Annotated in this window: 22 protein-coding genes; 9 read left to right on the top strand and 13 right to left on the bottom strand. The window is 67.9% G+C overall.

The features are described from left to right. Window positions 1-48 precede the first annotated feature (48 nt). Together AC2ITM_RS15450 and AC2ITM_RS15455 are read right to left on the bottom strand one after the other, a co-directional pair. On the bottom strand, window positions 49-351 hold the full coding sequence (locus AC2ITM_RS15450; RefSeq protein ID WP_486467520.1) for a ScoMcrA-related endonuclease: 303 nt from the start codon (window positions 349-351) through the stop codon (window positions 49-51). A 193-nt stretch (window positions 352-544) separates the two neighbouring features. Further along, window positions 545-2,203, bottom strand: coding sequence for an NAD+ synthase (locus AC2ITM_RS15455; protein ID WP_486467521.1), 1,659 nt, complete (start codon window positions 2,201-2,203; stop codon window positions 545-547). 196 nt (window positions 2,204-2,399) lie between these two features. Here AC2ITM_RS15455 and AC2ITM_RS15460 point away from each other — a divergent pair, with 196 nt between their 5' ends. Continuing rightward, on the top strand, window positions 2,400-3,965 hold the full coding sequence (locus AC2ITM_RS15460; RefSeq protein WP_486467522.1) for an MORN repeat-containing protein: 1,566 nt from the start codon (window positions 2,400-2,402) through the stop codon (window positions 3,963-3,965). Between the two features lie 645 nt (window positions 3,966-4,610). On the opposite strand, the gene AC2ITM_RS15465 is transcribed toward AC2ITM_RS15460, so the two are convergent. Beyond that, complete coding sequence (locus AC2ITM_RS15465; protein ID WP_486467523.1) at window positions 4,611-5,351, bottom strand: YebC/PmpR family DNA-binding transcriptional regulator; 741 nt, start codon at window positions 5,349-5,351, stop codon at window positions 4,611-4,613. Between the two features lie 160 nt (window positions 5,352-5,511). Here AC2ITM_RS15465 and AC2ITM_RS15470 point away from each other — a divergent pair, with 160 nt between their 5' ends. The 3 genes from AC2ITM_RS15470 (at window position 5,512) to AC2ITM_RS15480 (ending at window position 7,964) form a co-directional block, all read left to right on the top strand. Next, a complete protein-coding gene (locus tag AC2ITM_RS15470; RefSeq protein WP_486467524.1) occupies window positions 5,512-7,284 on the top strand; it encodes an SLC13 family permease in 1,773 nt (590 codons plus the stop codon). 113 nt (window positions 7,285-7,397) lie between these two features. Continuing rightward, window positions 7,398-7,658, top strand: a complete 261-nt coding sequence (locus AC2ITM_RS15475; protein ID WP_486467525.1) for a DUF6455 family protein — start codon at window positions 7,398-7,400, stop codon at window positions 7,656-7,658. Between the two features lie 51 nt (window positions 7,659-7,709). Then, window positions 7,710-7,964: a DUF6455 family protein gene (locus tag AC2ITM_RS15480; protein ID WP_486467526.1), complete on the top strand. Its 255-nt coding sequence runs from the start codon at window positions 7,710-7,712 to the stop codon at window positions 7,962-7,964. A gap of 335 nt (window positions 7,965-8,299) precedes the next feature. On the opposite strand, the gene rimO is transcribed toward AC2ITM_RS15480, so the two are convergent. Next, window positions 8,300-9,700, bottom strand: a complete 1,401-nt coding sequence (rimO, locus tag AC2ITM_RS15485) for a 30S ribosomal protein S12 methylthiotransferase RimO (protein ID WP_486467527.1) — start codon at window positions 9,698-9,700, stop codon at window positions 8,300-8,302. A gap of 171 nt (window positions 9,701-9,871) precedes the next feature. On the opposite strand from rimO, the gene AC2ITM_RS15490 reads away from it, so the two are divergent. Then, entirely contained in the window at window positions 9,872-11,047 is a 1,176-nt protein-coding gene (locus AC2ITM_RS15490; RefSeq protein WP_486467528.1) for a mechanosensitive ion channel family protein, read from the top strand. Window positions 11,048-11,097: 50 nt separating this feature from the next. On the opposite strand, the gene AC2ITM_RS15495 is transcribed toward AC2ITM_RS15490, so the two are convergent. The 4 genes from AC2ITM_RS15495 to meaB form a co-directional block, all read right to left on the bottom strand. Beyond that, window positions 11,098-11,691, bottom strand: a complete 594-nt coding sequence (locus tag AC2ITM_RS15495) for a GcrA family cell cycle regulator (protein WP_486467529.1) — start codon at window positions 11,689-11,691, stop codon at window positions 11,098-11,100. Window positions 11,692-11,836: 145 nt separating this feature from the next. Next, window positions 11,837-12,763, bottom strand: a complete 927-nt coding sequence (argF, locus tag AC2ITM_RS15500; protein ID WP_486467530.1) for an ornithine carbamoyltransferase — start codon at window positions 12,761-12,763, stop codon at window positions 11,837-11,839. 62 nt (window positions 12,764-12,825) lie between these two features. Next, window positions 12,826-14,001, bottom strand: coding sequence for an acetylornithine transaminase (locus AC2ITM_RS15505; RefSeq protein WP_486467531.1), 1,176 nt, complete (start codon window positions 13,999-14,001; stop codon window positions 12,826-12,828). A 386-nt stretch (window positions 14,002-14,387) separates the two neighbouring features. Next, window positions 14,388-15,368 (bottom strand): methylmalonyl Co-A mutase-associated GTPase MeaB, encoded by a 981-nt coding sequence (meaB, locus tag AC2ITM_RS15510; protein WP_486467532.1) that lies wholly within the window; start codon window positions 15,366-15,368, stop codon window positions 14,388-14,390. A 182-nt stretch (window positions 15,369-15,550) separates the two neighbouring features. Here meaB and hrpB point away from each other — a divergent pair, with 182 nt between their 5' ends. The 4 genes from hrpB (at window position 15,551) to AC2ITM_RS15530 (ending at window position 19,375) form a co-directional block, all read left to right on the top strand. Continuing rightward, entirely contained in the window at window positions 15,551-17,977 is a 2,427-nt protein-coding gene (gene hrpB, locus AC2ITM_RS15515) for an ATP-dependent helicase HrpB (protein ID WP_486467533.1), read from the top strand. A gap of 145 nt (window positions 17,978-18,122) precedes the next feature. Continuing rightward, window positions 18,123-18,410: a 50S ribosomal protein L28 gene (gene rpmB, locus AC2ITM_RS15520; protein ID WP_486467534.1), complete on the top strand. Its 288-nt coding sequence runs from the start codon at window positions 18,123-18,125 to the stop codon at window positions 18,408-18,410. A 93-nt stretch (window positions 18,411-18,503) separates the two neighbouring features. Further along, window positions 18,504-18,848: a hypothetical protein gene (locus AC2ITM_RS15525; protein WP_486467535.1), complete on the top strand. Its 345-nt coding sequence runs from the start codon at window positions 18,504-18,506 to the stop codon at window positions 18,846-18,848. Between the two features lie 29 nt (window positions 18,849-18,877). Beyond that, complete coding sequence (locus AC2ITM_RS15530; protein WP_486467536.1) at window positions 18,878-19,375, top strand: copper chaperone PCu(A)C; 498 nt, start codon at window positions 18,878-18,880, stop codon at window positions 19,373-19,375. A gap of 56 nt (window positions 19,376-19,431) precedes the next feature. Here AC2ITM_RS15530 and AC2ITM_RS15535 read toward each other — a convergent pair whose 3' ends face one another. From AC2ITM_RS15535 to AC2ITM_RS15555, 5 genes are all read right to left on the bottom strand, one after another. Beyond that, a complete protein-coding gene (locus AC2ITM_RS15535; RefSeq protein ID WP_486467537.1) occupies window positions 19,432-20,127 on the bottom strand; it encodes an N-acetylmuramoyl-L-alanine amidase in 696 nt (231 codons plus the stop codon). Between the two features lie 3 nt (window positions 20,128-20,130). Further along, complete coding sequence (locus AC2ITM_RS15540; RefSeq protein ID WP_486467538.1) at window positions 20,131-20,901, bottom strand: hypothetical protein; 771 nt, start codon at window positions 20,899-20,901, stop codon at window positions 20,131-20,133. An 84-nt stretch (window positions 20,902-20,985) separates the two neighbouring features. Further along, the gene (gatA, locus tag AC2ITM_RS15545; protein ID WP_486467539.1) at window positions 20,986-22,464 is read right to left on the bottom strand and encodes an Asp-tRNA(Asn)/Glu-tRNA(Gln) amidotransferase subunit GatA; all 1,479 of its coding nucleotides are present in this window, start codon (window positions 22,462-22,464) and stop codon (window positions 20,986-20,988) included. Between the two features lie 42 nt (window positions 22,465-22,506). After that, window positions 22,507-22,794 carry an Asp-tRNA(Asn)/Glu-tRNA(Gln) amidotransferase subunit GatC gene (gatC, locus tag AC2ITM_RS15550; protein WP_486467540.1) on the bottom strand — a complete coding sequence of 96 codons (288 nt, stop codon included), beginning with the start codon at window positions 22,792-22,794 and terminating at the stop codon, window positions 22,507-22,509. A gap of 33 nt (window positions 22,795-22,827) precedes the next feature. Then, window positions 22,828-23,469, bottom strand: a complete 642-nt coding sequence (locus AC2ITM_RS15555; RefSeq protein WP_486467541.1) for a ceramidase domain-containing protein — start codon at window positions 23,467-23,469, stop codon at window positions 22,828-22,830. Window positions 23,470-23,498: the final 29 nt, after the last annotated feature.

Here is a 23,498-nt window from a genome sequence, read left to right on the forward strand (position 1 = left end):
CGCACCGTCTCCTACCCCGGTCACGACCTGCACCCGAGAGAGGCAGCATCAGGTCACGTCGAAACCGCATCGGCAGAACGCGCGGACGACGCGATCCACCTTCACCGGGTTACCGGTGGTCTGCGAGATCCCCGCCGAAAGCTGCGCGGCCAGGTATCCGGCGGCTTTCAGTGGATAGGCCCGTCCCTTCACGTGCAGCACCCGGGACACAGGCCCTGCACATCCGGTCCGCGCCAGAACCCAGTCCGTTCCGTTCCGATCGATCAGGCGCAACGCCTGCTCAACATCCTCCGTGGTGAGGGCATCGAACGCGGTGACGATCGGATCGGAAGGGGGCTCTAGATCTCGCATGGGACCCATTGGCGCCCCGAGCAGTTAATGAATGGTTAATTCGAAAGTCACGTTTTAAGGGCTGTCGCCGCAGCGCGGCGGGAGCATAGATGCAAGCCCTTGAATGGAATGGCTTTCCCTGCATTTTCCGGGGCTTGCTGCTTTTCTGCACATGCGAAGCCCCGGAGAATGCATCACACATCCTGAAGATGTGTTACCCCTGATCGCGCCACCGGTTGGCGATCGGATAGCGGCGATCCAGCCAGAAGGCGCGCTCGGTCAGGCGGGTGCCGGGGGCGGACTGGAAGCGCTTGTATTCCGAGATGTAGATCAGGTGCTGCACCCGCTTCGCATCCGCCTCCGAGAAGCCCGCGGCGACGCAATCGGCCACCGAGGCCTCGCGGTCCACCAGCAGCTCCAGCAGCGCATCCAGCACCGGGTAGTCGGGCAGAGAGTCGCTGTCCTTCTGATCGGGGCGCAGTTCGGCCGAGGGCGGCTTGGTGATGATGCGCTCAGGCACGACCTCTCCGGCGGGGGCCTTCATCCAGGGGCGGTGGTTGGCATTGCGCCAGCGGCAGGTTTCAAAGACGCGGGTCTTGTACAGGTCCTTGATCGGGTTGTAGCCGCCGTTCATGTCGCCGTAGATCGTGCAATAGCCCACCGCGACCTCGGACTTGTTGCCGGTGGTCAGCAGCATTTCCCCGAACTTGTTCGACAGCGCCATCAGCAGCAGGCCACGCAGGCGGGACTGGACGTTTTCCTCGGTCAGATCGGCATCGCGTCCGGCGAAAAGCGGCGCCAGCGCCTGCGTCACCGCATCGCGCGGGCCGGTGATCGGCAGATAGTCGTAATGCACGCCAAGGGCCTTGGCGCAGGCCTCGGCATCCTCAAGCGAGTGGTCCGAGGTATATTCCGAGGGCAGCATCACGCAGCGCACATTGGCCGGGCCCAGGGCATCGGCGGCGATGGTGGCGACCAGCGCGGAATCGATGCCGCCCGACATGCCCAGCAGCACCTTGCCGAACCCGGTCTTGCCGCAATAGTCGCGCAAGGATTGCACCATGGCGCGGTAATCCTGTTCCCAGGCATCGCCCAGGCGGGCCTTCTCGCCCTCCTGGATGCGCCAGCCCTCGGGGGTGCGGGTCAGGTCGACATGGGACATGCAGGCATCGAACATCGGCATCTGGAAGGCCAGCCGGCCGCCGGGGTTCAGGCCAAAGCTGCCACCGTCAAAGACCTGATCATCCTGGCCGCCCACCATGTTCAGGTAGATCACCGGCAGGCCGGTTTCGACCGTGCGCGCGACCATGTGGTTGAAGCGCACGTCCATCTTGCCGCGGTGATAGGGCGACCCGTTCGGCACCACCAGGAATTCGGCCCCGGTTTCGGCAAGGGTTTCCGCCACTTCCGGGTGCCAGCTGTCTTCGCAGACAGGAAAGCCCACGCGGGTGTCGCCGATGGCCACCGGGCCGGCCAGGGGCCCGCTGTCGTAAAGGCGCACCTCGTCAAAGACCTTGCTGTTGGGCAGGTTGTGCTTGAGCACGCGCTGCACCACCTTGCCGCCCTTGCAGATGTGATAGGCGTTGAACAGCGAGGCCCCCTCGATCCAGGGACCGCCCAGAGCCAGCGCCGGGCCGTCGGAACACCTTTGCGCGAGGGCCTCGATGGCGGCGATGGCGGCCTGGTGGAAGACCGGCTTCTCGATCAGGTCCTGGGTCTGGTAGCCGGTGATGAACATCTCGGGCAGCACGACCAGATCGGCATCGGCCTCGCGGGCGATGGTCCAGGCCTCGAAGGCCTTGAAGGCATTGCCCTCGATGTCGCCCACCGTCGGGTTGTACTGCGCGAGAGAGATGCGGAACCGGTCTGCCATGGATCATCCTCGGGTCTGTCGGGAGGCGGCCCCAAGCGGGACCTGCCCCTGATTAGCGGCCCCTTGCTGCAAGGAAAAGCCGATTTGCCGAAAGGCGTTGTCTCGGCACCGGCTGTCGCTTACCTTTCCCGCGGACCGGCAAGGCAGATCCTGCGGGCGCAGGACCCAGCCGAAACGATACGTCAGGGGACAGTACATGGCATTTCGCCCGGCAGGTTTTCGTCGCAAGCGCCACCACATCCGACTGAAGGCCGCGCTGGCCACGGGGATCATGCTGCTGGGGCTGCCGCTGATGGCCCAGGACAACAATGTCCAGACCAAGCAGTACGACGACGGCGGCATTTACGAAGGCACCTTCAAGAACGGCCTGCAGGATGGCCACGGCAGCTACAAGCTGCCGAACGGCTATGAATATGACGGCCAGTGGGTGCAGGGCCAGATCGAGGGCGAAGGCAAGGCGCGCTTCCCCAACGGCTCGATCTACGTCGGCCATTTCGAGAAGGGCAAGCCGCAGGGCAAGGGCAAGATCACCTTCCCCGATGGCGGCACCTATGACGGCGACTGGGCCGACGGCAAGATGACCGGCCAGGCCACCGCGACCTATGCCAACGGCACCAGCTATACCGGCGGGTTCGTCAACGGGCGCCATGACGGCACCGGCAAGATGACCGACGGCAAGGGCTATACCTATGACGGCGCCTGGGCGAATGGCGTCAAGCAGGGCCAGGCCACGGTCACCTATGCCGATGGCTCGGTCTATGCGGGCGACGTGGTGGCGGGCGAGCGGCAGGGCAAGGGCACGCTGACCATGCCCGACGGCCTGAAATACGTGGGCGACTGGAAGGACGGCCAGATCACCGGCACCGGCACCCTGACCCAGGCCAATGGCGATGTCTACGAAGGCCCGCTGGTCAACGGCAAGCGTCAGGGCCAGGGCAAGGTCACCTATGCCAATGGCGACGTCTACGAGGGCGGCTTTGCCGATGACCAGCGCGACGGCCAGGGCACCTTTACCGGCGCCGACGGCTACAAATACGTGGGCCAGTGGGCCGCCGGCAAGATCGCGGGCCAGGGCAGCGTCACCTATCCCGACGGCTCGGTCTATGTGGGCAGCTTCGCGGGCGACCTGCCCGATGGCTCCGGCAAGATCACCTATCCCGACGGCGCCACCTACGAGGGCGCCTGGAAGGCCGGCCAGATCGAGGGCGAAGGCACCGCGACCTTCCCCTCGGGCGTGGTCTACAAGGGCAGTTTCAAGGACGGCAAGAACGACGGCCAGGGCGTGATGACCCATTCCGACGGCTACCGCTACGAAGGGCACTGGGCCGCCGGACAGCGCGACGGCAAGGGCAAGGCCAGCTATGCCGACGGCATGGTCTACGAGGGCGATTTCAAGGCGGGTCTGCGCGATGGCACCGGCAAGATCACCATGCCCGACGGTTTCAGCTACGAGGGCGACTGGTCCAAGGGCGAGATGACCGGCCATGGCAAGGCCACCTATGCCAATGGCGACACCTACGAGGGCAATTTCGTCGAGGGGCTGCGCCAGGGCGAGGGCACGCTGACCTATGCCAGCGGCGAGGTCCTGTCGGGCACCTGGGAGAACGGCGCGCTGAGCACCACCGACAGCACCAGCACCGGTGCGGCGGCGGTGCAGGGATCGGCGACGGAGGATGCAACGCCCGATGCGGCCTCGGACGGGAGCGCCGAGCAGGAGACCGCGCCCGATGGCGACGATCCCGACGGGATCAACGGCGACTGAGACCGGACGGGGCCCTGCGGGGCCCCTTTCTGCTTTTGGCGAGCCGTGCAGGGGGGCGCTGCCCCCCGGCGCTGCGCGCCTCCCCCCGAGGTATTTGGAACAAGAAAATGGAGGATCGGTCGTCGGGGCGGCATCCGCCATGTCGGCCAGAGCCCGGTCAGAGACACGATGACGGGTACAGGAGAGCCGCCAGCCGGGCCTGCGGCCGATGGGCCTGTTAGGCAGCGGGCCAGGATCGGACGGGCTGGCAGGCGTCAGAGACGGTCGCTGCCCCCATGCATCGCCAGATCTCTTGCAGACGCGCCTTCGTGGCATATTGAAAGCGGCGCCAGAGCATCTCTGGTCAGCCAGAGGGGAATGGCGGACAAGGCGGCCAGCAGCGGGGTGAGGCCCGTGTCCAGAGACCGGCCTGGCATAGGCTGCCAGGATCATTGCAAGTCCCACTGTGACCGACATGCCCTTGAGGGTCACCGGGCTTGTCGCCTTGGCGGAGCGTCTGATGCGCGTCCCAAAGGGAATCTGCCATCGCGCGCATTCCACCTTGCGGGGCCCCGGCAAGCGCAGGGGAACAAGGATCCGGGCCTTGCAGCAAGAAAAAGGGCCGGGGTGTCCCGGCCCTTGGCGAACGATGCGGAGCGCGGCGCGTCAGAGCTGCGCCATGACCTCGTCCGAGGCTTCGAAGTTCGCCGTGACGCGCTGCACGTCGTCGTCGTCTTCCAGCGCATCCAGCAGCTTCATCAGCTTCTGCATGTTTTCCAGATCGAGATCGGTCGTGGTGGTGGGTTTCCAGACCAGCTTGGTCGAATCGGATTCGCCAAGTGCCGCTTCCAGGGCCGTCGCGACCTCGTTCAGGTCGGTGTCGGCGCAGTAGATCACGTGCTCTTCATCGGCGCTTTCGACATCTTCCGCGCCCGCCTCGATCGCCGCCATCATGATGGTGTCGGCATCGCCCGCGGAGGCGGGGTAGACGATTTCGCCCTTGCGGTCGAACATGAAGCCCACCGAGCCGGTTTCGCCAAGGTTGCCGCCGTTCTTCGAGAAGGTCGAGCGGATGTTGGAGGCCGTGCGGTTGCGGTTGTCGGTCATCGCCTCGACGATGATCGCCACGCCGTTCGGGCCGTAGCCTTCATAGCGGATCTCTTCGTAATCGTCGCCCTCGCCCGCCTGGGACTTTTTGATGGCGCGTTCGATCACGTCCTTCGGAACCGAGCTGGATTTCGCTTCCTTCACCGCCAGGCGCAGGCGGGGGTTCTTTTCGGGGTCCGGGTCGCCCATCTTGGCGGCCACGGTGATCTCTTTCGAGAGCTTGGAAAACAGTTTCGACCGGGCGGCGTCCTGCCGCCCCTTGCGGTGCTGGATGTTCGCCCATTTCGAGTGGCCGGCCATCGGTGCCTCCTGATCCTCTATTTCGGTGTCGGGTTCCTATAAGGCAGCAGACCCCTTTCCTGCAAGCAGATGCGGCGTGGGCGCCTTTTCGCCCGCGCGGAAGGGCGCCGCCCCTGCCCCCCCCCTGTTGCAGCGCCCGCACCGCGCTAGCTGATCCGGCATGGACATGGATCAGACCATCCTTTTCGCGCTGTTCGCAGCCGTCTTCGCCCTGCTGCTGTGGGGGCGCTGGCGCTATGACCTGGTGGCCTTCGCCGCGCTGATGGTGGCGGTGGCAACCGGCGTCATTCCCTTCGAGGACGCTTTTGCAGGCTTCGGCCACGAGGCGACGATCATCGTGGCGCTGGTGCTGGTGATCTCGGCCGGGCTGGTGCGCTCGGGGGCGGTGTTCCTGATCACGCGGACGCTGATCGACAGCGGCCGGGCGCTTGGGGTGCATATCGCCATCATGGGCAGCATCGGCGGGCTGCTGTCGGCCTTCATGAACAACGTCGCCGCCCTGGCGCTGCTGATGCCGGTCGACATCCAGACCGCGCGCAAGGCCGGGCGGGCGCCGGGTCTGTCGCTGATGCCGCTGTCGTTCGCCACCATCCTGGGGGGGATGGCCACGCTGATCGGCACGCCGCCCAACATCATCGTCTCGAGCATCCGCGCGCAGTACCTGCACAAGGGCTTTGCGATGTTCGATTTCGCCCCCGTGGGGGTGCTGACGGCGCTGGCGGGGATCGCCTTCGTGGCGCTGGTGGGCTGGCGGTTGCTGCCACAGCCCAAGACCGGCGAAAGCGCCGAGACCGAGATCACCCAATACGTGGCCGAACTGACCGTGCCCGAGGGCAGCAAGCAGCTGGGCCGCCGCCTGCATGATCTGGCCGAAGAGGCCGAGAAGGCCGATGTTGCCATCCTGGGGCTGATCCGGGACGGCAGGCGGATGTACGGACGGGCCCGCAACATGGCGCTGCAGGCGGGCGACGCGCTGGTGCTGGAGGCCGTGCCCGAGGCGCTGGACGAGTTCCGCTCGGCGCTGGCGCTGGCGTTTTCCGAGAAGGAGCGCGAGGAAAAGCTGACCGCCGGGGGCGAGGGGCTGGACGTGATCGAGGTGGTGGTGCCCGCCGAAAGCCGCATCGCCGGCAAGACCGCCGAGGCCCTGGGGCTGGCCTGGCGGCATCCGGCGCTGCTGCTGGGGATTTCGCGACAGGGGCGGCAGATCACCAAGCGGGTGCGCCAGACGCAGATCCGGCCGGGCGATCTGCTGCTGCTGCTGGTGCCCAAGGACACCGGCGCGGGTATGGCCGAGTTCCTGGGCTGCCTGCCGCTGGCCGATCGCGGGCTGACGGTGACGCAGAATTCCAAGGTCTGGGCCGCAATCGGGCTGTTTGCCGCGGCTGTCGCCGCCGCGGCCTTCGGGCTGCTGCAGCTGCCCATCGCCCTGGGTTTCGTGGTGATCGGCTACCTGCTGCTGCGAATCATCCCCGTGCAGGAGCTGTACGACCATATCGAATGGCCGGTGGTGGTGCTGCTGGGGTCGATGATCCCGCTGGGCTCGGCGCTGGAGAAGACCGGCGGCACCCAGCTGATCGCCGAGGGGCTGGTGCATCTGACCCATGGCTGGCCCGCCTGGGCGATCCTGACGGCGCTGATGCTGGTGACGATGACGTTGTCGGATGTCCTGAACAACACGGCCACCGCGATCGTCGCCGCCCCCATCGGCATCCGCATGGCCGAGGCGCTGCATGTCTCGGCCGATCCGTTCCTGATGGCGGTGGCGGTGGCGTCGTCCTCGGCCTTCCTGACGCCCATCGGGCACAAGAACAACACGCTGATCCTGGGGCCCGGGGGATACCGCTTCGGGGATTACTGGCGCATGGGCCTGCCGCTGGAGATCCTGGTGGTCGCCGTGTCGATCCCGCTGCTGCTGATCTTCTGGCCGCTGTGAGGACGCGGGAATGAAGACTCCTGCGTGAAGATTTCGGGGCGCATTTGATCCTGATCAATGTCGCGCTTTGGCGTCACCTTTAGAAGGGGATCACGGACGCAGGGAGCGCACGCATGAACAAGCCTCTGGGAGACATCAAGGAACACCTCTGGCTGGTCCAGCGCATGGCGAAGGCCGTGGGGACGGATCTGCCGGCCGCGATGAGCGAGGGCACCCTGTCGGGCCAGGACTGGTCCGAGATGGTCACCCGCTGCCGGGGCTGCCAGGCGACCTGCGCCTGCAAGAGCTGGCTGGATGCCGCGGAACTGGACGGGGAAACCCGCGATGCCGCGATGCCCGGCTGCGAGAACGGCCTGGTCTTTCCCAGGCTTTGAACGAAACAATCCCGCGGCAGGCACGCTTCGGGTCGGACAGGAGCAGGACGAATGGGATTCTTCGCGAAACTCGACCAGCATGCCGACCTGATGGGGCATATGGCCGACACGCTGGGGACGGATGTCCAGGAGCGGATGGTGCAGGATGCCGCCACCGCCAAGATCTACCGTCAGGCCGTGTTCAACTGCATGCGCTGCGGTCAGTCCGACCGCTGCGAGAAATGGGTTCTGGATCACCAGGTTGCGACCGAAGCACCGCGCTTTTGCCGCAACCGTGACTGGCTGAAAGCCCTGGCCGAAAAGTGATAGGGCCGCCCCTGCGGGGGCTGTCCGAAGGGGTCGTCACGCCGGACCCTCCGTCGTTGGACATCTCGTGGAGAGAGAGCGGGAGATGTCAGGCAGCAATGACGTGATGGGCGCGAGACGCTTGGCGCCGGTGAGCGGATTTCGGTCTGCTCACCGGCGTTTTTTTGTCTGATCGGGGCGCGGCAGGGAACGGGCCAGAATGATCGGCCCGAATGACTGGCCCGAATGACCGGCCCGAATGACTGGGCAGAGGATCGGGCCAGAGGGGGACGGGCCTGCGGCCCGTGCCTCCGGCGGGCATATTTTTCGGAAAGATGAAAGCCCCGTGAGGCGCCTCAGACGAGGCGGCCCCAGAGATCGTATTCGCCGGCCTCGTCGACCTCGACCGTGACCATGTCGCCGGGTTTCAGCGTCTCGTGGCCCTCGTCGATGAAGAGGTTGCCGTCGATTTCCGGCGCATCCGCCATGGTGCGGCAGGTGGCGGCGTCCTCGTCGACCTCGTCCACGATGACCTGAAGGGTGCGGCCGACCTTGGCCTGCAGCTTGGCCTCGGAGATCGCCTGGGCCTTCTCCATGAAGCGGTCCCAGCGGTCCTGCTTGACCTCGGCGGGGACGTGATCGGGCAGGTCGTTGGACCGGGCGCCCTCGACGTTCTCGTATTGGAAGCAGCCGACGCGATCCAGCTGCGCCTCGTCCATCCAGTCGAGAAGGTACTGGAATTCCTCTTCGGTTTCACCGGGATAGCCCACGATGAAGGTCGAGCGCAGGGTGATGTCGGGGCATTGCGCGCGCCAGGCCGCGATTTCATCCAGGGTTTTCGCGGAGGCCGCGGGGCGGGCCATGCGTTTCAGCACCTCGGGGTGAGCGTGCTGGAAGGGGATGTCGAGATAGGGCAGCAGGCCGTTTTCCGGGTCCGCCATCAGCGGGATCAGGTTGCGCACATGGGGGTACGGGTAGACGTAGTGCAACCGCACCCAGGCGCCCAGCTTGCCCATCTCGCGCGAGAGGTCGAGGATATGGCTGCGGACCTCCTCGCCCTTCCAGGGATGCAGGTCATGCTTGCGGTCGACGCCATAGGCCGAGGTGTCCTGGCTGATCACCAGAAGTTCGCGCACGCCGGCCTCGACCAGCTTTTCGGCCTCGCGCAGGACGGCATGGGCGGGTCGCGACACCAGCCGGCCGCGCATGTCGGGGATGATGCAGAACTTGCACTTGTGGTTACAGCCCTCGGAGATCTTGAGGTAGCTGTAGTGGCGCGGCGTCAGCGACACGCCCGTGGCGGGCAGCAGGTCGACGAAGGGATCGGGGCTGGGCGGCACGGCCTGGTGCACCGCGTCCAGCACCTGTTCGTACTGGTGCGGGCCGGTCACGGCCAGCACCTTGGGGTGCACGCCGGTGATGTATTCGGGTTCCGCGCCGAGGCAGCCGGTGACGATGACGCGGCCGTTTTCCTTCAGCGCCTCGCCGATGGCCTCAAGGCTTTCGGCCTTGGCCGAATCAAGGAACCCGCAGGTGTTCACGATCACCGCGTCGGCGCCCTTGTAATCCGGGCTGATCGCATAGCCTTCGGCGCGCAGCCGGGTCAGGATGCGTTCGCTGTCCACCAGCGCCTTCGGGCAGCCCAGCGACACCATCCCCAGCGAGGGCTGCCCCTCGCGACGCGGCGCGGTGCCGAAATCGGGGGCGGGCGCCAGGTCGGGGCGCAGGTTCGGCGGGTTGAGCGGGCTTTGGGACATGACGACACCTCTGGCGGGCGAATGGGCGGCTGGGCCAAGCGTCAGCCCATAGAGCAAAGGCCCTTTCGGCACAAGTCCACCGCCTGCGGGCCGGTTTCTGGCCATGCCGCGCTGCGGCACTAGGTCAAGCGACCTGAGCACACACGACATCCAAGCCAGGCGGGAGGGGCCATGGACCTCGAAGACGTTCTAACCGAAGTGCAGCGCGAAGTCCCGCCCTCGATCTGGCCGTGGTTCATCGTGCTGCTGGGCACGCTGATCGCGCTTGGCCTGCATGGCGTGCTGTGGCGCGCGGTCGAGCGGATGTCGCGTGGCTATTCGGGGCTGGCGGTGCGCATCGTGCGCCGGCTGCACACGCCCACCCGGCTGGTGGTGCTGTTCGGCGCCGCCTCGCTGCTGCTGGAGGCCGCGGCCCTGCCCTCGGACTGGCGGAACGGGCTGCAGCATGCGGCGCTGGTGATGCTGGTGGTGCTGCTGGGCTGGATGATCATCATCGCCATGGATGTCTGGGCCGAACGCTTTACCCGCAAGCTGCAGGCGGTCAGCGATGCCGATGCTGCGGGCCGCAAGCAGGTGACCCAGGTGCGGGTGCTGCAACGGCTGGGGCGGCTGGTGATCATCCTGCTGACCGTCGGCGCGGTGCTGGCGACGTTTGAGGCGGTCAGGAACTTTGGCGTTTCGATGCTGGCCTCGGCCGGGGCGGCGGGGCTGGTACTGGGTCTTGCCGCGCGGCCCTTGCTGGCGAACCTGATCGCCGGCATCCAGATCGCCCTGACCCAGCCCATCAAGCTGGAGGACGTGGTCATCGTCGAGGGCGAATGGGGCTGGATCGAGGAAATCGCCGCGACCTACGTGGTGGTGCGGATCTGGGACCTGCGGCGGCTGGTGGTGCCGCTCAGCTATTTCATCGAAAAGCCGTTCCAGAACTGGACCCGCGACACGACCTCGATCATCGGGCAGGTGGTCTGGTATCTGGACTGGACCGCCCCGGTGACCGAGATGCGCGAGCAGATGACGAAGATCCTGAAGCGGTCCAAGCTGTGGGACGGCAACGTCAACGTCCTGCAGGTGATCGAGACCGATGCCAAGGTGATCCATATCCGCGGGCTGGTCAGCGCCCGGAATTCGCCCCAGGCCTGGGATCTGCGCTGCGAACTGCGCGAGGGGATGGTGGAATGGCTGCAGCGCGAACATCCCTCGGCCCTGCCCCGGCTGCGCGGCGAGATGGTGGAAGGCGCCACCCCCCGCCCCCGGCAGGACTGGCGGATGCGCCGCCCCGTGGGATCTGGCGTCCCCGAGGACGCCGTGCCCGAAAGCGAGGGCGGCCGCGGCCAGACCGTCGAATAGCCATGAAAAAGGGGGCCCCAAGGCCCCCTGATCCCGGTATCGGGCCGCGCTCAGCGCTTGCGGTCGCGGCGCGAGGACATCGGCTGGAAGGCCACGCCCACATGCGCCTCGCAATAGGGTTTGCCCTGCTGGGCGGGCAGGCCGCAGAACCAGAAGTCATCGGTCGCGGGGTCGCCCACCGGCCATTTGCAGGTCTTCTCGGTCAGCTCCATCAGCGTCAGCTTCTTGGATTTCTTCTCGATCTCGTTGACCTTGGCCAGGGCCTCGGGGCTGATCTCGTTGGCCGAGGGCTGCGGCGGCAGCGGCTGGCCTGCGGGGATGATCTTGCGCACCGCGGGCGTCGGCGCCGGGGCGGCCGAGGTGGTGCGGGGTTCCGCCGCGGGCTCGGGCTCGGGGCGGAGGGTGGCGGCGGGGGCCACGGCGGGCTTGGCGGCAGGGGTCACGGTCTTCACCTCGGGCTTGGGAGCAGGTTGGGCCGCCGCGGGAGGCGTGCCGCCGGTGCGGTTCGACAGGCCAAGGCGATGCACCTTGCCGATCACCGCGTTGCGGGTCACCCCGCCCAGCTCCTTCGCGATCTGGCTGGCGGACTGGCCTTCCGACCACATCTTCTTCAGAAGCTCGACGCGTTCATCAGTCCAGGACATGACGCCCTCCTACATTTCCCGTCGGCCGCGTTTCCCCGCGGTCCATGGGGGCGGACGGCGCCGATGCACCGCCCATCCGAAATCCAGGCCCCTATACTAGTCATGGGGGCCATTTGTTCAAGGTCGCCTTGGCGTCGCTGGCGCCTTACAGCCCCAGGCACCAGCGCATCACGGCCTTCTGGGCGTGCAGGCGGTTCTCGGCCTCGTCGAAGATCACCGATTGCGGGCCGTCCATCACGGAACTGGTCACCTCTTCGCCGCGATGCGCCGGCAGGCAGTGCATGAAGAGGGCATCCTCGTTCGCCGCCGCCATCAGCGCGTCGTTCACCTGATAGGGGCGCAGCATGTTGTGGCGCCGTTCCCGCGCCGATTGCGCATCATGCATCGAGATCCAGGTGTCGGTGACGATCAGGTCCGCGCCTTCCACCGCCCGCATCGGATCGCGTTCGATGATCACGCTGGCGCCCTTGTCGCGGGCAAAGCCCACGGCCTTGGGATCGGGATCCAGCTGCATCGGCCCGGTAAAGGTCAGATCGAACCCGAACTGCCCCGCCGCGTGCAGGAAGGACGCGCAGACGTTGTTGCCGTCGCCCGCCCAGACCACCTTCTTGCCCTTGATCGGGCCGCGGTGCTCTTCGAAGGTCAGGATGTCGGCCATGATCTGGCAGGGGTGGGAATTGTCGGTCAGCCCGTTGATCACCGGCACGCTGGCATGTTCCGACAGCTCGTGCAGGATCGATTCGTCGAAGGTCCGGATCATGATCATGTCGACAAAGCGCGACAGGACGCGGGCGGTGTCGGCGATCGTCTCGCCATGGCCCAGCTGCATCTCCTGGCCCGACAGCACCAGCGTCTGCCCGCCCATCTGGCGCACGCCCACGTCGAAGGACACGCGGGTCCGGGTCGAGGGCTTTTCGAAGATCAGCGCCACGATGCGGCCGGCCAGCGCCTGCTCGTCATCGGGCATCCCCTTCGGGCGCCCCTCGCGCGAGGACTTGATCGAGCGCGCATGTTCGATGATCTGCCGCAGTTCATCGGCATCGGTGGTGTGCAGGTCCAGGAAGTGCTTCATCGGTCTCGTCTCCGCCCGGCTGCGCGGGGGCCTTGACGACCCCCGGCCCGGATTTCCTTCAGTTACTTCGCGCTCAGCGCCGCGGCAGCCGTGTCCAGCCGCACGACCGCCTCGGCGATCTCCTCGTCGGTGATGTTCAACGGCGGCAGCAGGCGCACCACGTTGTCGCCGCCCGGCACGGTGATGATGTTGGCCGCATAGCCCGCCTTGACCAGATCGGTATTGGCGACCTTGCATTTCAGCCCGATCATCAGCCCCAGGCCCCGCACGCTGTCGAAGACGTCGGGATGCGAGGCCACCAGCCCCTCCAGCTTCTGGCGCAGCAGGCCGCCCTTGCGCGCGACCTCCGACAGGAAGGCGGGATCGGCCAGGTGCTTCATCACCGCGATGCCCACGGCACAGCCCAGCGGGTTGCCGCCATAGGTCGACCCGTGGGTGCCCGCGGTCATGCCCGATGCGGCCTCTTCGGTGGCCAGCACCGCGCCCAGCGGGAAGCCGCCGCCGATGCCCTTGGCCGACATCATGATGTCGGGGGTGATGCCGGCGAATTCATGGGCAAACAGCCGACCCGTCCGCGCCATGCCGCATTGCACCTCGTCGAGGATCAGCAGGCACTGGCCCTCGTCACAGATCTGCCGCAGCCGCTTCAGGTCGGCATCGGGGATCGGGCGGATGCCGCCCTCGCCCTGGACGGGCTCGATCATGATGGCGCAGGTGGTCTCGCCCACGGCCGCCTCGACCGCGTCCCAGTCACCCCAGGCCATCGGCTTGAAGCCCGGCAGCAGCGGGCCAAAGCCCTTCACCATCTTCTCGGTCGGCGCCGCGGCGATCGCCGCCGAGGACCGGCCATGGAAGGCGCCGTCAAAGGTGATGATCTCGATCTTCTCGGGCTTGCCCTTCCCGTACCAGTACTTGCGGGCCATCTTCACGGCCAGCTCGCAGGCCTCGGTGCCCGAGTTGGTGAAGAACACGGTATCGGCAAAGGTCGCCTCGACCAGCCGCGCCGCCAGCTCTTCCTGCTGGGGAATTTCATAGAGGTTCGACAGGTGCCAGACCTTCTGGGCCTGCTCGGTCAGCGCGGCCACCAGATCGGGATGGGCATGGCCCAGGGCATTCACCGCGATGCCAGCGCCCATGTCCAGGAATCGGCGGCCATCCGCCTCGATCAGCCAGGAGCCTTCGCCTTTGACGAAATGAAGGGGCGCACGGGCGTACGTCGGGAGAACGGCAGGGATCATATCGTGTCCTCTGGATCTGGGAGGCCCTGACTGAGCACGCGGCTCAGGGCCAAGTCAAGTTTTCGGGGATCTGGAAGGGGCGCGCCGCGACATTTTGGGCGCAGGACCTGACGGCAGGCGGAAACACTCCGCCCACGAGGGGGCAGCATCACGCGCGTCGGCGTCGGAGAATCATCTGCAGCGAACAGGTCATGGCCGCTTCATACGCCGCCGCCCCCTCCCCGCATAGCCCCCAGATGGCGCATCCGCGCAACCCCGCCCGCCCGGGAACCGGCTTCCCTGTCATCTGACCCCAAATACTCCGGGGGAGTCCCCGCAGGGGACGGGGGCAGAGCCCCCCGCCCGGGCCGCCCCCTCGCGGGCGCCCCGGCGCAAGGCAGCCCCCCTCAGTCGCCCGCGCCCAGCGCCACCAGCATCTGCCGCGCGGCCAGCGCGGGCGTCATCCGCCCATCCGCCACCTCTGCCGCCAGCGCCTCCATCCGCTGCTTCGCCGGGCCCTGCTCCAGCGCCGCCAGCAGACCTTGCCGGACCTCCTCGGCGAACCAGAACCGCGCCTGCGCGGCCCGCAGGCTTTCCAGCACGCCGGCATCACGGCGCCAGTCGGCAAGCGTCCGCATCTCGGCCCAGGCGGTTTCCAGCCCCGCCTCCTCCAACGCCGAGACGCACATCGCCTTCGGGAAACCCTCCGGGTCCTGCGGCCGGCGCCGCAGCAGCCGCAAGGCGCCCGCGTAATCGGCACAGGTACGCATCGCGGCGGGCTTCAGATCGCCGTCGGCCTTGTTGACCAGGATGATGTCGGCCATCTCCATGATGCCACGCTTGACGCCCTGCAGCTCGTCCCCGCCCGCCGGCGCCAGCAGCAGCAGAAAGAGGTCCGAAAGCTGCGCCACCATGGTTTCCGACTGGCCGACGCCCACCGTCTCGATCAGCACCACGTCAAAGCCCGCAGCCTCGCACAGCGCCACCGCCTCGCGGGTGCGGCGGGCGACGCCGCCCAGTTGGGACTGGCTGGGCGAGGGACGGATGAAGGCAAGGGGATCGCGCGAGAGCCGTTCCATCCGGGTCTTGTCGCCCAGGATCGAGCCCCCCGAGCGTGCCGAGCTGGGATCAACCGCCAGCACCGCCACCCGCAGCCCCTGTCCCGTCAGCATCATGCCGAAGCTTTCGATGAAGGTGGACTTGCCGACGCCGGGCGTGCCCGACAGCCCCAGCCGCAGGGCCTGTCGCCCGCTGCCCGCCAGGCGCTGCAGCAGCCTGGTCGCGGCGTCGCGGTGATCGGGGCGGCTGCTTTCGACCAGGGTGATGGCGCGCGCCAGGGCGCGGCGGTCGCGGGCCAGCAGCCTGTCGGCGAGGGTGTCGAGATCCATGGGCAATCCTCCTGCCCCCGGGATGTAGCGGAGCAGCCCGGCCGGGGTCCAGCGGCAACGCGGTCGCGGGAGGGGGCTCTGCCCCCGTCAGCCTGCGGCTGCCTCCCCCGGAGTATTTATGGCCAGATGACAGGGAACCCGGGCGGGCTGGACGGGGAATCGCCGTGCGGCCATAAGGGGGCATGTTCAGATTGCCGATCGAGGATGCCCTGCCCGAGCTGATCTCTGCGCTGAAGGCGCGGGGGCGGGCCGTGCTGCAGGCCCCGCCCGGGGCGGGCAAGACCACCCGGGTGCCCCTTGCCATGCTGGAGGCGGGCCTGTGCGAGGGCCGCATCCTGATGCTGGAACCCCGCCGCCTGGCCGCGCGCGCCGCGGCCGAGCGCATGGCCGAGACCCTGGGGGAACCTGCGGGGCGGACCGTGGGCTACCGGGTGCGGGGCGAGAGCAGGGTCTCGGACGGGACCCGAATCGAGGTGGTGACCGAGGGCATCCTGACCCGGATGATCCAGACCGACCCGGAGCTGTCTGGCGTGGGCGCGGTGATCTTCGACGAATTCCACGAGCGGTCGCTGAATGCCGATCTGGGACTGGCGCTGTGCCTGGAGATCGCGGGCGCGCTGCGTGACGACCTGATCCTGCTGGCGATGTCGGCGACGCTGGACGCCGGTCCCGTGGCCGCGCTGATGGGCGATGTGCCGATGGTGACATCGCAGGGCCGCGCCTTTGCCGTCGATATCATCCATGCCGATGCCCCCCTGCCCAAGGCGCGCGAACGCTGGCCCGCGCTGGCCGATCTGGTGCTGCGCGCCACCAAAGAGACCCGCGGCGGCGTGCTGGTCTTTCTGCCCGGCGCCGGAGAGATCGCCCGCCTGCAAGGCGCACTGGAGGGGCGTCTGCCCGGCGACTGCCAGATCCGGCCGCTTTACGGTGCGATGAAATTCGCCGATCAGCGCGCCGCGCTGGAGCCTCCGAAACAGGGCCGCAACATCGTCCTGGCGACCTCGATCGCGGAAACGTCGCTGACCATCCCCGAGGTCCGTGCCGTCGTCGATGCCGGGCAGTCCCGACGGGCGCGGTTCGATCCGGGATCGGGGATGTCGCGGCTGGTGACCGAGCGCGTCAGCCGGGCCGAAGCCACGCAGCGCGCCGGTCGGGCGGGGCGTGTCGCCGAGGGGCGCTGCTATCGCGCCTGGACCCGTGGCGAAGAGGGCGCCCTGCCCGCCTTCCCGCCCGCCGAGATCGAGGCCGCGGATCTGGCCGGGCTGGCGCTGGAACTGGCCCTCTGGGGCGCCGGGCCCGGCGCGCTGGCCTTCCTGACACCGCCGCCCGAGGGCGCCTTTGCCGAGGCCCAGGCGCTGCTGCGGATGCTGGGGGCGCTGGATGCGCAGGGGCGCATCTCCGACCATGGCCGCAGGCTGGCGGCGCTGCCGCTGCACCCGCGGCTGGCGCATATGCTGGCCGTTGCAGGCCCCGAGGCCGCACCCCTGGCCGCGCTGCTGGCCGACCGCGATCCGATGACCCGGGGCGCGCCCGTCGATCTGTCGCTGCGGCTGAAGGCGCTGGCGGGCGGTCACGAGCCGCGCGCCGACCGCGCCGCCATCGCCCGCATCCGCACCGAGGCCGCCCGACTGGCGCGCAGCGCAGGCCGCAGCCGCAGCCCTCTTTCGCCACCCGAGATGGCGGCGCTGGCCTATCCCGACCGCATCGGCCTGCGCCGTCCGGGCGATGCGCCGCGCTATCTTCTGTCGGGCGGCAAGGGCGCCGCGCTGCCCCCCGAGGACCCGCTGGCCAATGCCCGGCTGATCGTCGCCACCGATCTGGACGGCGACCCGCGCGAGGCCCGGATCCGCCAGGCCGCCGAGATCTCGGAAAGCGACCTGCGCGCCCTCTTCGCGGACGAGATCACCGAACATGCCTTCTGCGACTGGTCCAGGCGCGAGCGCCGCGTCCAGGCCCGGCTGCAGGAACGCCTGGGCGCCCTGCCACTGTCGGACCGCGCCTGGAAGGACGCCCCCGAAGAGGCCATCGCCCGCGCCATGCTGACCGGTGTGCGCGAGCTGGGCCTGCTGCCCTCGGAAGGGGCGCGGCTGTTCCTGGCCCGCGCCCGGCTGCTGTCCGGGCGGGACGATTTCCCCGATTTCTCGGACACCGCGCTGCTGGACACGCTCGAGGACTGGCTGTTGCCCCATCTGGGCGGCGTGCGCAGCGCCGAAGACTGGAAGCGCTTCGACATTCAGCCCGCCCTGCGCGCCCGCCTCGACTGGGATGCGCAGCAGCGGCTGGACCGCGAGGCGCCGGCGAAATTCACCACCCCCCTCGGCCGCCAGATCCCCATCGACTACGCCGGAGAGGACCCCGCCATCGCCCTGCGCCTGCAGGAACTGTTCGGCCAGACCCGCCACCCCACCGTCGCCGGACGCCCGCTGGTGGTGACGTTGCTGTCGCCCGCCGGGCGCCCGGTGCAGGTGACCCGCGACATCCCCGGGTTCTGGACCTCGTCCTATGCCGACGTGCGCAAGGACATGCGCGCCAGCTACCCCCGCCATCCCTGGCCCGAAGATCCGCGCCAGGCCGACCCGACGCTGCGTGCCAAGCCCCGCGGCAGCTGAATCCACCCCGAACGGACTCCGAAGACTTGACCTTTCGCGCCCTGCCGCGTAAGGACGCGCAACAAGTTTTCAGGCACCGCCTTCGCGGTGTCCTGGCTATTGAACGGGGCGCGACCCGCCCTTCAGACAAGACGAGGATGAAACCATGTCGCGCCGTTGCGAACTGACCGGTAAAGGCCCGATGACTGGCAACAATGTCAGCCACGCAAACAACAAGACCCGCCGCCGTTTCCTGCCGAACCTGAACGAGGTTTCGCTGCGTTCGGAAACGCTGGGCCGCAACATCAAGCTGCGCATCTCGGCGTCGGCTCTGCGTTCGGTCGACCACCGCGGTGGTCTGGACAAGTTCCTGGCCAAGGCCAAGGACGTTGAACTGTCCGACAACGCTCTGAAAATCAAAAAAGAAATCGCGAAGGCCCAGGCAACCGCCTGATCCCTTCCCGCGACGATTTCGTCAGGCGCCTCCTTCCTCGGAAGGGGGCGTTTTTTCTTGGGCGGTACCCGGGGCGCGTGTAACGCTGCGATCATGCTTCGTGCCGCCCTGCCCCTGCTGCTGGCCTGCCTGACCGCCCAGGGCGCGGCCCTGGCCCATGGCCGGATGCCCGCCACCGGCCAGGCCGAGCTGTGCCAGGGTGCCCTGGGCGGCATGGTCCCGGTCGATTCCCGCGGCCACCCGACCGGCCCCGCGCATCTGTGCCCCGATTTCGCGCCGCTGCTGATTCTTGCCCTGGCCCTGCCCCCGGCCCTGCCGCGCCGAATCCCCTGCCGCATCGCCCTGTCGCGGCCCCCCGCCCTGCCGCCCGTTTCAGCACGCACCCACCCGGTACCACGCCAGGCCCGCAGCCCGCCCAACCGCTCCCTCCGCGCCTGACCCCAGCCCCCAGATCTACCGGAGCCCCCATGCCCAAGCGATTCCCGGCCCTCGTCCTGACGGCCACCCTAACGCTGCTACCCTTGGCCGCCCGCGCCGATATCGTCATCAGCGATGCCCATGTGCTGGCCACCAGCCCGATGGCGCGGTCCGCCGCCGCCTACATGACCCTGCAGAACACCGGCCCGCAGGAGGACCGGCTGCAATCCGTCACCGCCCCCGGCGTCGCCCAGGCGATGCTGCACGAAAGCCGCGCGGCCGACGGTGGCGTGATGACCATGCAGGCCCTGCCCGATGGCCTGCCCCTGCCGCCGCAGCAGACCGTGACACTGGCCCCCGGCGGGTTGCACGTGATGCTGATGGGCCTGACCCAGCCCCTGCTGCCGGGCCATGATCTGACGCTGACCCTGCAATTCCAGCGCGCCGGCCCCGTCACCGTCAGCCTGCCGGTCACATCTCCGCTCGACCGCCCGCTGGGCAGCTCAGGAATGACGATGGACCACGGCACGATGAAGATGTCGCAGTAGCCTGCGCCCTTTCATCTTTCCATAAATATGCATTAGCCCGGCCCGGCCCCGGGCGCTCAGCCCTGCCGGACCGGGACCTGCCGCGCCAGCTGCGCCGCGATCCGGCGGTCCGCCTCCTGCAGTGGCCCGCGCCCCCAGGGCCGGAACCGCATCCGAAAGACCTCCAGCAGCAGATCCGCATCCGCGCCCTCGGGCAGCCGATAGCCGATGGTCCGCAGATGCGCCAGGAAATCGCCCGCCGCGGCCTCGCCCTCGGGCCAGACCGACAGGCCCTGCAGCGCCAGCCGCCGCCAGTCGAACCGGGGCCCCGGATCGGCCTTGCGCCCGGGCGCCATGTCGGAATGGCCGATGATCCGCTCGGGGGCGATGCCCCAGCGAGCCATGATCCCCGGCAGCAGCGCCTCAAGACGCGCCATCTGCGGTTCGGCAAAGGGATTGGCGGCGGGGTTGGCCAGCTCGATCCCGATCGAGCGTGAATTCACGTCGCGCACATCGCCCCATTGCCCGGCGCCTGCATGCCAGGCGCGCGCGGCCTCGCCCACCAGCTGCCACAGCCGGCCGTCCTCGGCGATCAGGTAATGGGCAGAAACGGGGGACAGATCCTGTGGCGGATCCGGGTCACACAACCGATGCAGAGCAGCCTCGGCGCTCTGCATCGCGGTGTGGTGCAGGACGATCATGTCCGGGCGGGCGCCGTCCCGACGATCACCGAAATTCGGCGACGGATGCCACAGCGCCCCCGGATCCCCCAAGGCTTACTGCCCGGCGGCCTTGCGGAAGGGCGCCGGATCCCAGGTGCAGGCAAAGCCGTCACCATCGGGGTCCAGGCCCATCGGGTCCTTGTTCGGGCCGCCATCTTCCAGGAAGGCACGCTGCGCCTGGTCCGGCGAGGCATATTTGGCGCAGTTCTTCGTATACTTGTTCTCGGCGTTGAAACCGCTGCGCTTGTACAGCGGCGTGCCGACGGCCTGGGTGGTCTGCAGCGCGTAGGTCACGATATTCGGCCCCCCCGCGTCCGCGCTGCGCTGCGGCAGGGCGGTGGGTTCGATCTGCTGATAGGCCGCGCGGTTCTGCGCGATGAACTCTCGGTCCTGCTGGATCGTGCGCTGTGCCCCCACGGCCTTGAAGTTGTTCTCTTCCGAGATGCCATACTGGTTCACCGCCTCGCCCAGCGGCTGGCCGGATCCGGCCGAGGCATCTGCCACGGCACTGCCCGTGGCCGCCCCAGAGGCCGCACCCGTGGTCGATCCGGTCGAGGCCAGCGCCGCCGATGTCTGCGACGCGATGTCCTGACCATCATTGGCGGCATAGCCCCCATCGGTCTGACTGCTGCCCACCGCGGAAAGCGGCTGGCCCGAGACGGCCGAGGGGCTGGGCAGGCTGCCATTGGCATTGCCCTGCCCGGGGCCGTTCAGAATCATCTCGCGTTCGCGCTGATACTGGCCGAAGGTATTGTAGCCACTCTCCGGAACCGTCGAGCAGCTTGCCACGCCCAGCAGGGCAACGGCCAGGGTCAATGCGCGCATCGGTGTCTCTCTCGCCTTTCAGAACAACCAAGCCATATGCGTCGAAACCGCGTTGAAGCAAGTCAACGCGGTGACACTACCGCGTTACCACCATTTCTGCGGCTTGGAAACGAAACCTGCGGCCTGTTCCAGCGCATAGGCCGTGTTCAGCAGATCGCCTTCCTCGAAGGGGCGACCGATCAGCTGCAGACCCAGCGGCAGCCCTTGGGCATCCAGACCCGCGGGCACCGACACGCCCGGCAGGCCGGCCATGTTCAGCGTCACGGTGAAGACGTCCTGCAGGTACATCTGCACGGGATCGGCATCCTTCATCACGCCCAGCTCGAAGGCCGAGGACGGGGTGGCCGGCGTCAGGATCGCGTCGATACCATCGGCGAAGGCCAGTTCGAAGTCGCGCTTGATCAGCGTGCGGACCTTGCGGGCGCGGTTGTAATAGGCGTCATAGAAGCCCGCCGACAGCACGTAGGTGCCAACCATGATGCGGCGCTGCACCTCGGGGCCGAAGCCTTCGGCACGGGTCTTCTCGTACATCTCGACGATGCCGTCGCCCGCCGAGAGCTTGGCGCGGTGACCGTAGCGCACGCCGTCATAGCGCGCCAGGTTCGAGGACGCCTCGGCGGGCGCGATCACGTAGTAGGCGGGCAGCGCGTATTTGGTATGCGGCAGCGAAATGTCGACGATCTTGGCCCCTGCCGCGGCCAGCATCTCCTTGCCCTTGGTCCAGATCGCGTCGATCTCGGCCGAGAGGCCCTCCAGGCGGTATTCCTTCGGGATACCGATGGTCTTGCCGCGGATGTCGCCGGTCAGCATGGCCTCGAAATCGGGGACCGGCAGATCGACCGAGGTCGAATCCTTCGCATCATGCGAGGCCATGGCGGACAGCATGATGGCGCTGTCGCGCACGGTCTTGGTCATCGGGCCGGCCTGATCCAGCGACGAGGCATAGGCGATGATCCCCCAGCGGGAGCAGCGGCCATAGGTCGGCTTGATGCCCACGGTGCCGGTGAAGGCCGCCGGCTGGCGGATCGAGCCGCCGGTATCGGTACCGGTGGCGCCAAGGCACAGGTCGGCTGCCACGGCCGCAGCCGAGCCACCCGAGGACCCGCCCGGGGTCAGCTGGCGGTCATCGACCTTCCAGGGGTTCACGGCATTGCCGTAGCAGGCGGTTTCGTTGGACGAGCCCATGGCGAATTCGTCCATGTTCAGCTTGCCCAGCATCACCGCCCCGGCCCCGAAGAGGTTCGCGGTGACGGTGGAATCGTATTCGGGGCGGAAGCCTTCCAGGATGCGGCTGGCGGCCTGGCTGGGCACGCCCTTGACGCAGAACAGGTCCTTGATGCCCAGCGGAATGCCGTTCAGCGAGGGGGCGTCGGCGCTCTGGCGGGCGTCGGCGGCCTTCGCCTGCTCCATGGCGATCTCGGGGGTCTTGTGAACGAAGGCGTTCAGGGCACCGGCACCCTCGATGGCGCTCAGGCAGGCCTCGGTCAGCTGTTGGGACGTCACCTCGCCCTTGCGCAGGGCGTCGCGGGCATCGGCAATGGTCAGCGTGTTCAGATCGGTCATGGTCTCGCCTCTCGGGGGCAAATTCTGGGGAAGGTCGGAGGATTACTCGACGACCTTGGGCACGGCGAAGAACCCTTCGCGCGCATCGGGGGCGTTCTTCAGGATCTTGTCCTGCTGGTTGCCCTCGGTCACGACATCCTCGCGCCGTTTCAGCCGCTGCGGGGTGACCGAAGTCATGGGCTCCACGCCCTCGACGTCAACTTCGTTCAGCTGCTCGATGAAGCCCAGGATGGTGCTGAACTCTTGGGCCATGGCCGGAAGCGCGTCTTCTTCCACCTTGATGCGGGCCAGTTTGGCCACCTTGGCCGCGGTTGCCTTGTCGATCGACATCGGAAGCCTCTCTCGCTTGGATCGCGACCGGGTTTAGCGCCCCGGGGGGGCGCTCGCAAGCATGTGGCGCAGGTATGTCCCGATCATCCACGCCAGCATCACCGCATTCGTCAGGTGCCACAGGAAATGGGTGCCAAGGCCATGGGTGGCGGCGCAAAGCGGAACATCGAGCGAGCGGAAGGTCAGCGACAGCAGCAAGAGCCCCGCCCCCACCGCGAGGTTCCCCGCGGTGCGCCTGTCGCGGCGGCGCATCAGCCAGGCATAAAGCGCGATCACCAGCGGCACCGGCAGGTAGGCGGCAGAGACCCCGTAGAGCGGCAGATGCGCGAAGACCGGTGCCAGCAGCGCCATCACCAGCACGAAGCCCAGGGTGATGACCCAGGCGGCAGGCCGGGTCAGCAGCAGGAAATCCCGGCTGGCGATATAAAGGTAGGCCAGGATGAAGGCGAGGATCGGCAGCGTGTCGGCGGCCTCGGCCCAGGGGGTGGCGAAGGTGTGGAACAGGCCCGAGCCCACACCGATCACGAAGAGGATCGCGCAGAGCAGCCGCGCCGGCGGCAGATCGCGCGAGGGCCCCCACATCACCAGCGCCGCCGCCAGGAAGGCGAGGTTCGTTGCCGCATTCACGGGCTCGGCCCAGAGGCCCGGTTCCAGTCTCTCGCAATAGCCGGTCACTTGTGCGTACCTGCCCTTTTCATGGCCGC

The organism is Pseudooceanicola sp. NS-SX9 (assembly GCF_057380705.1).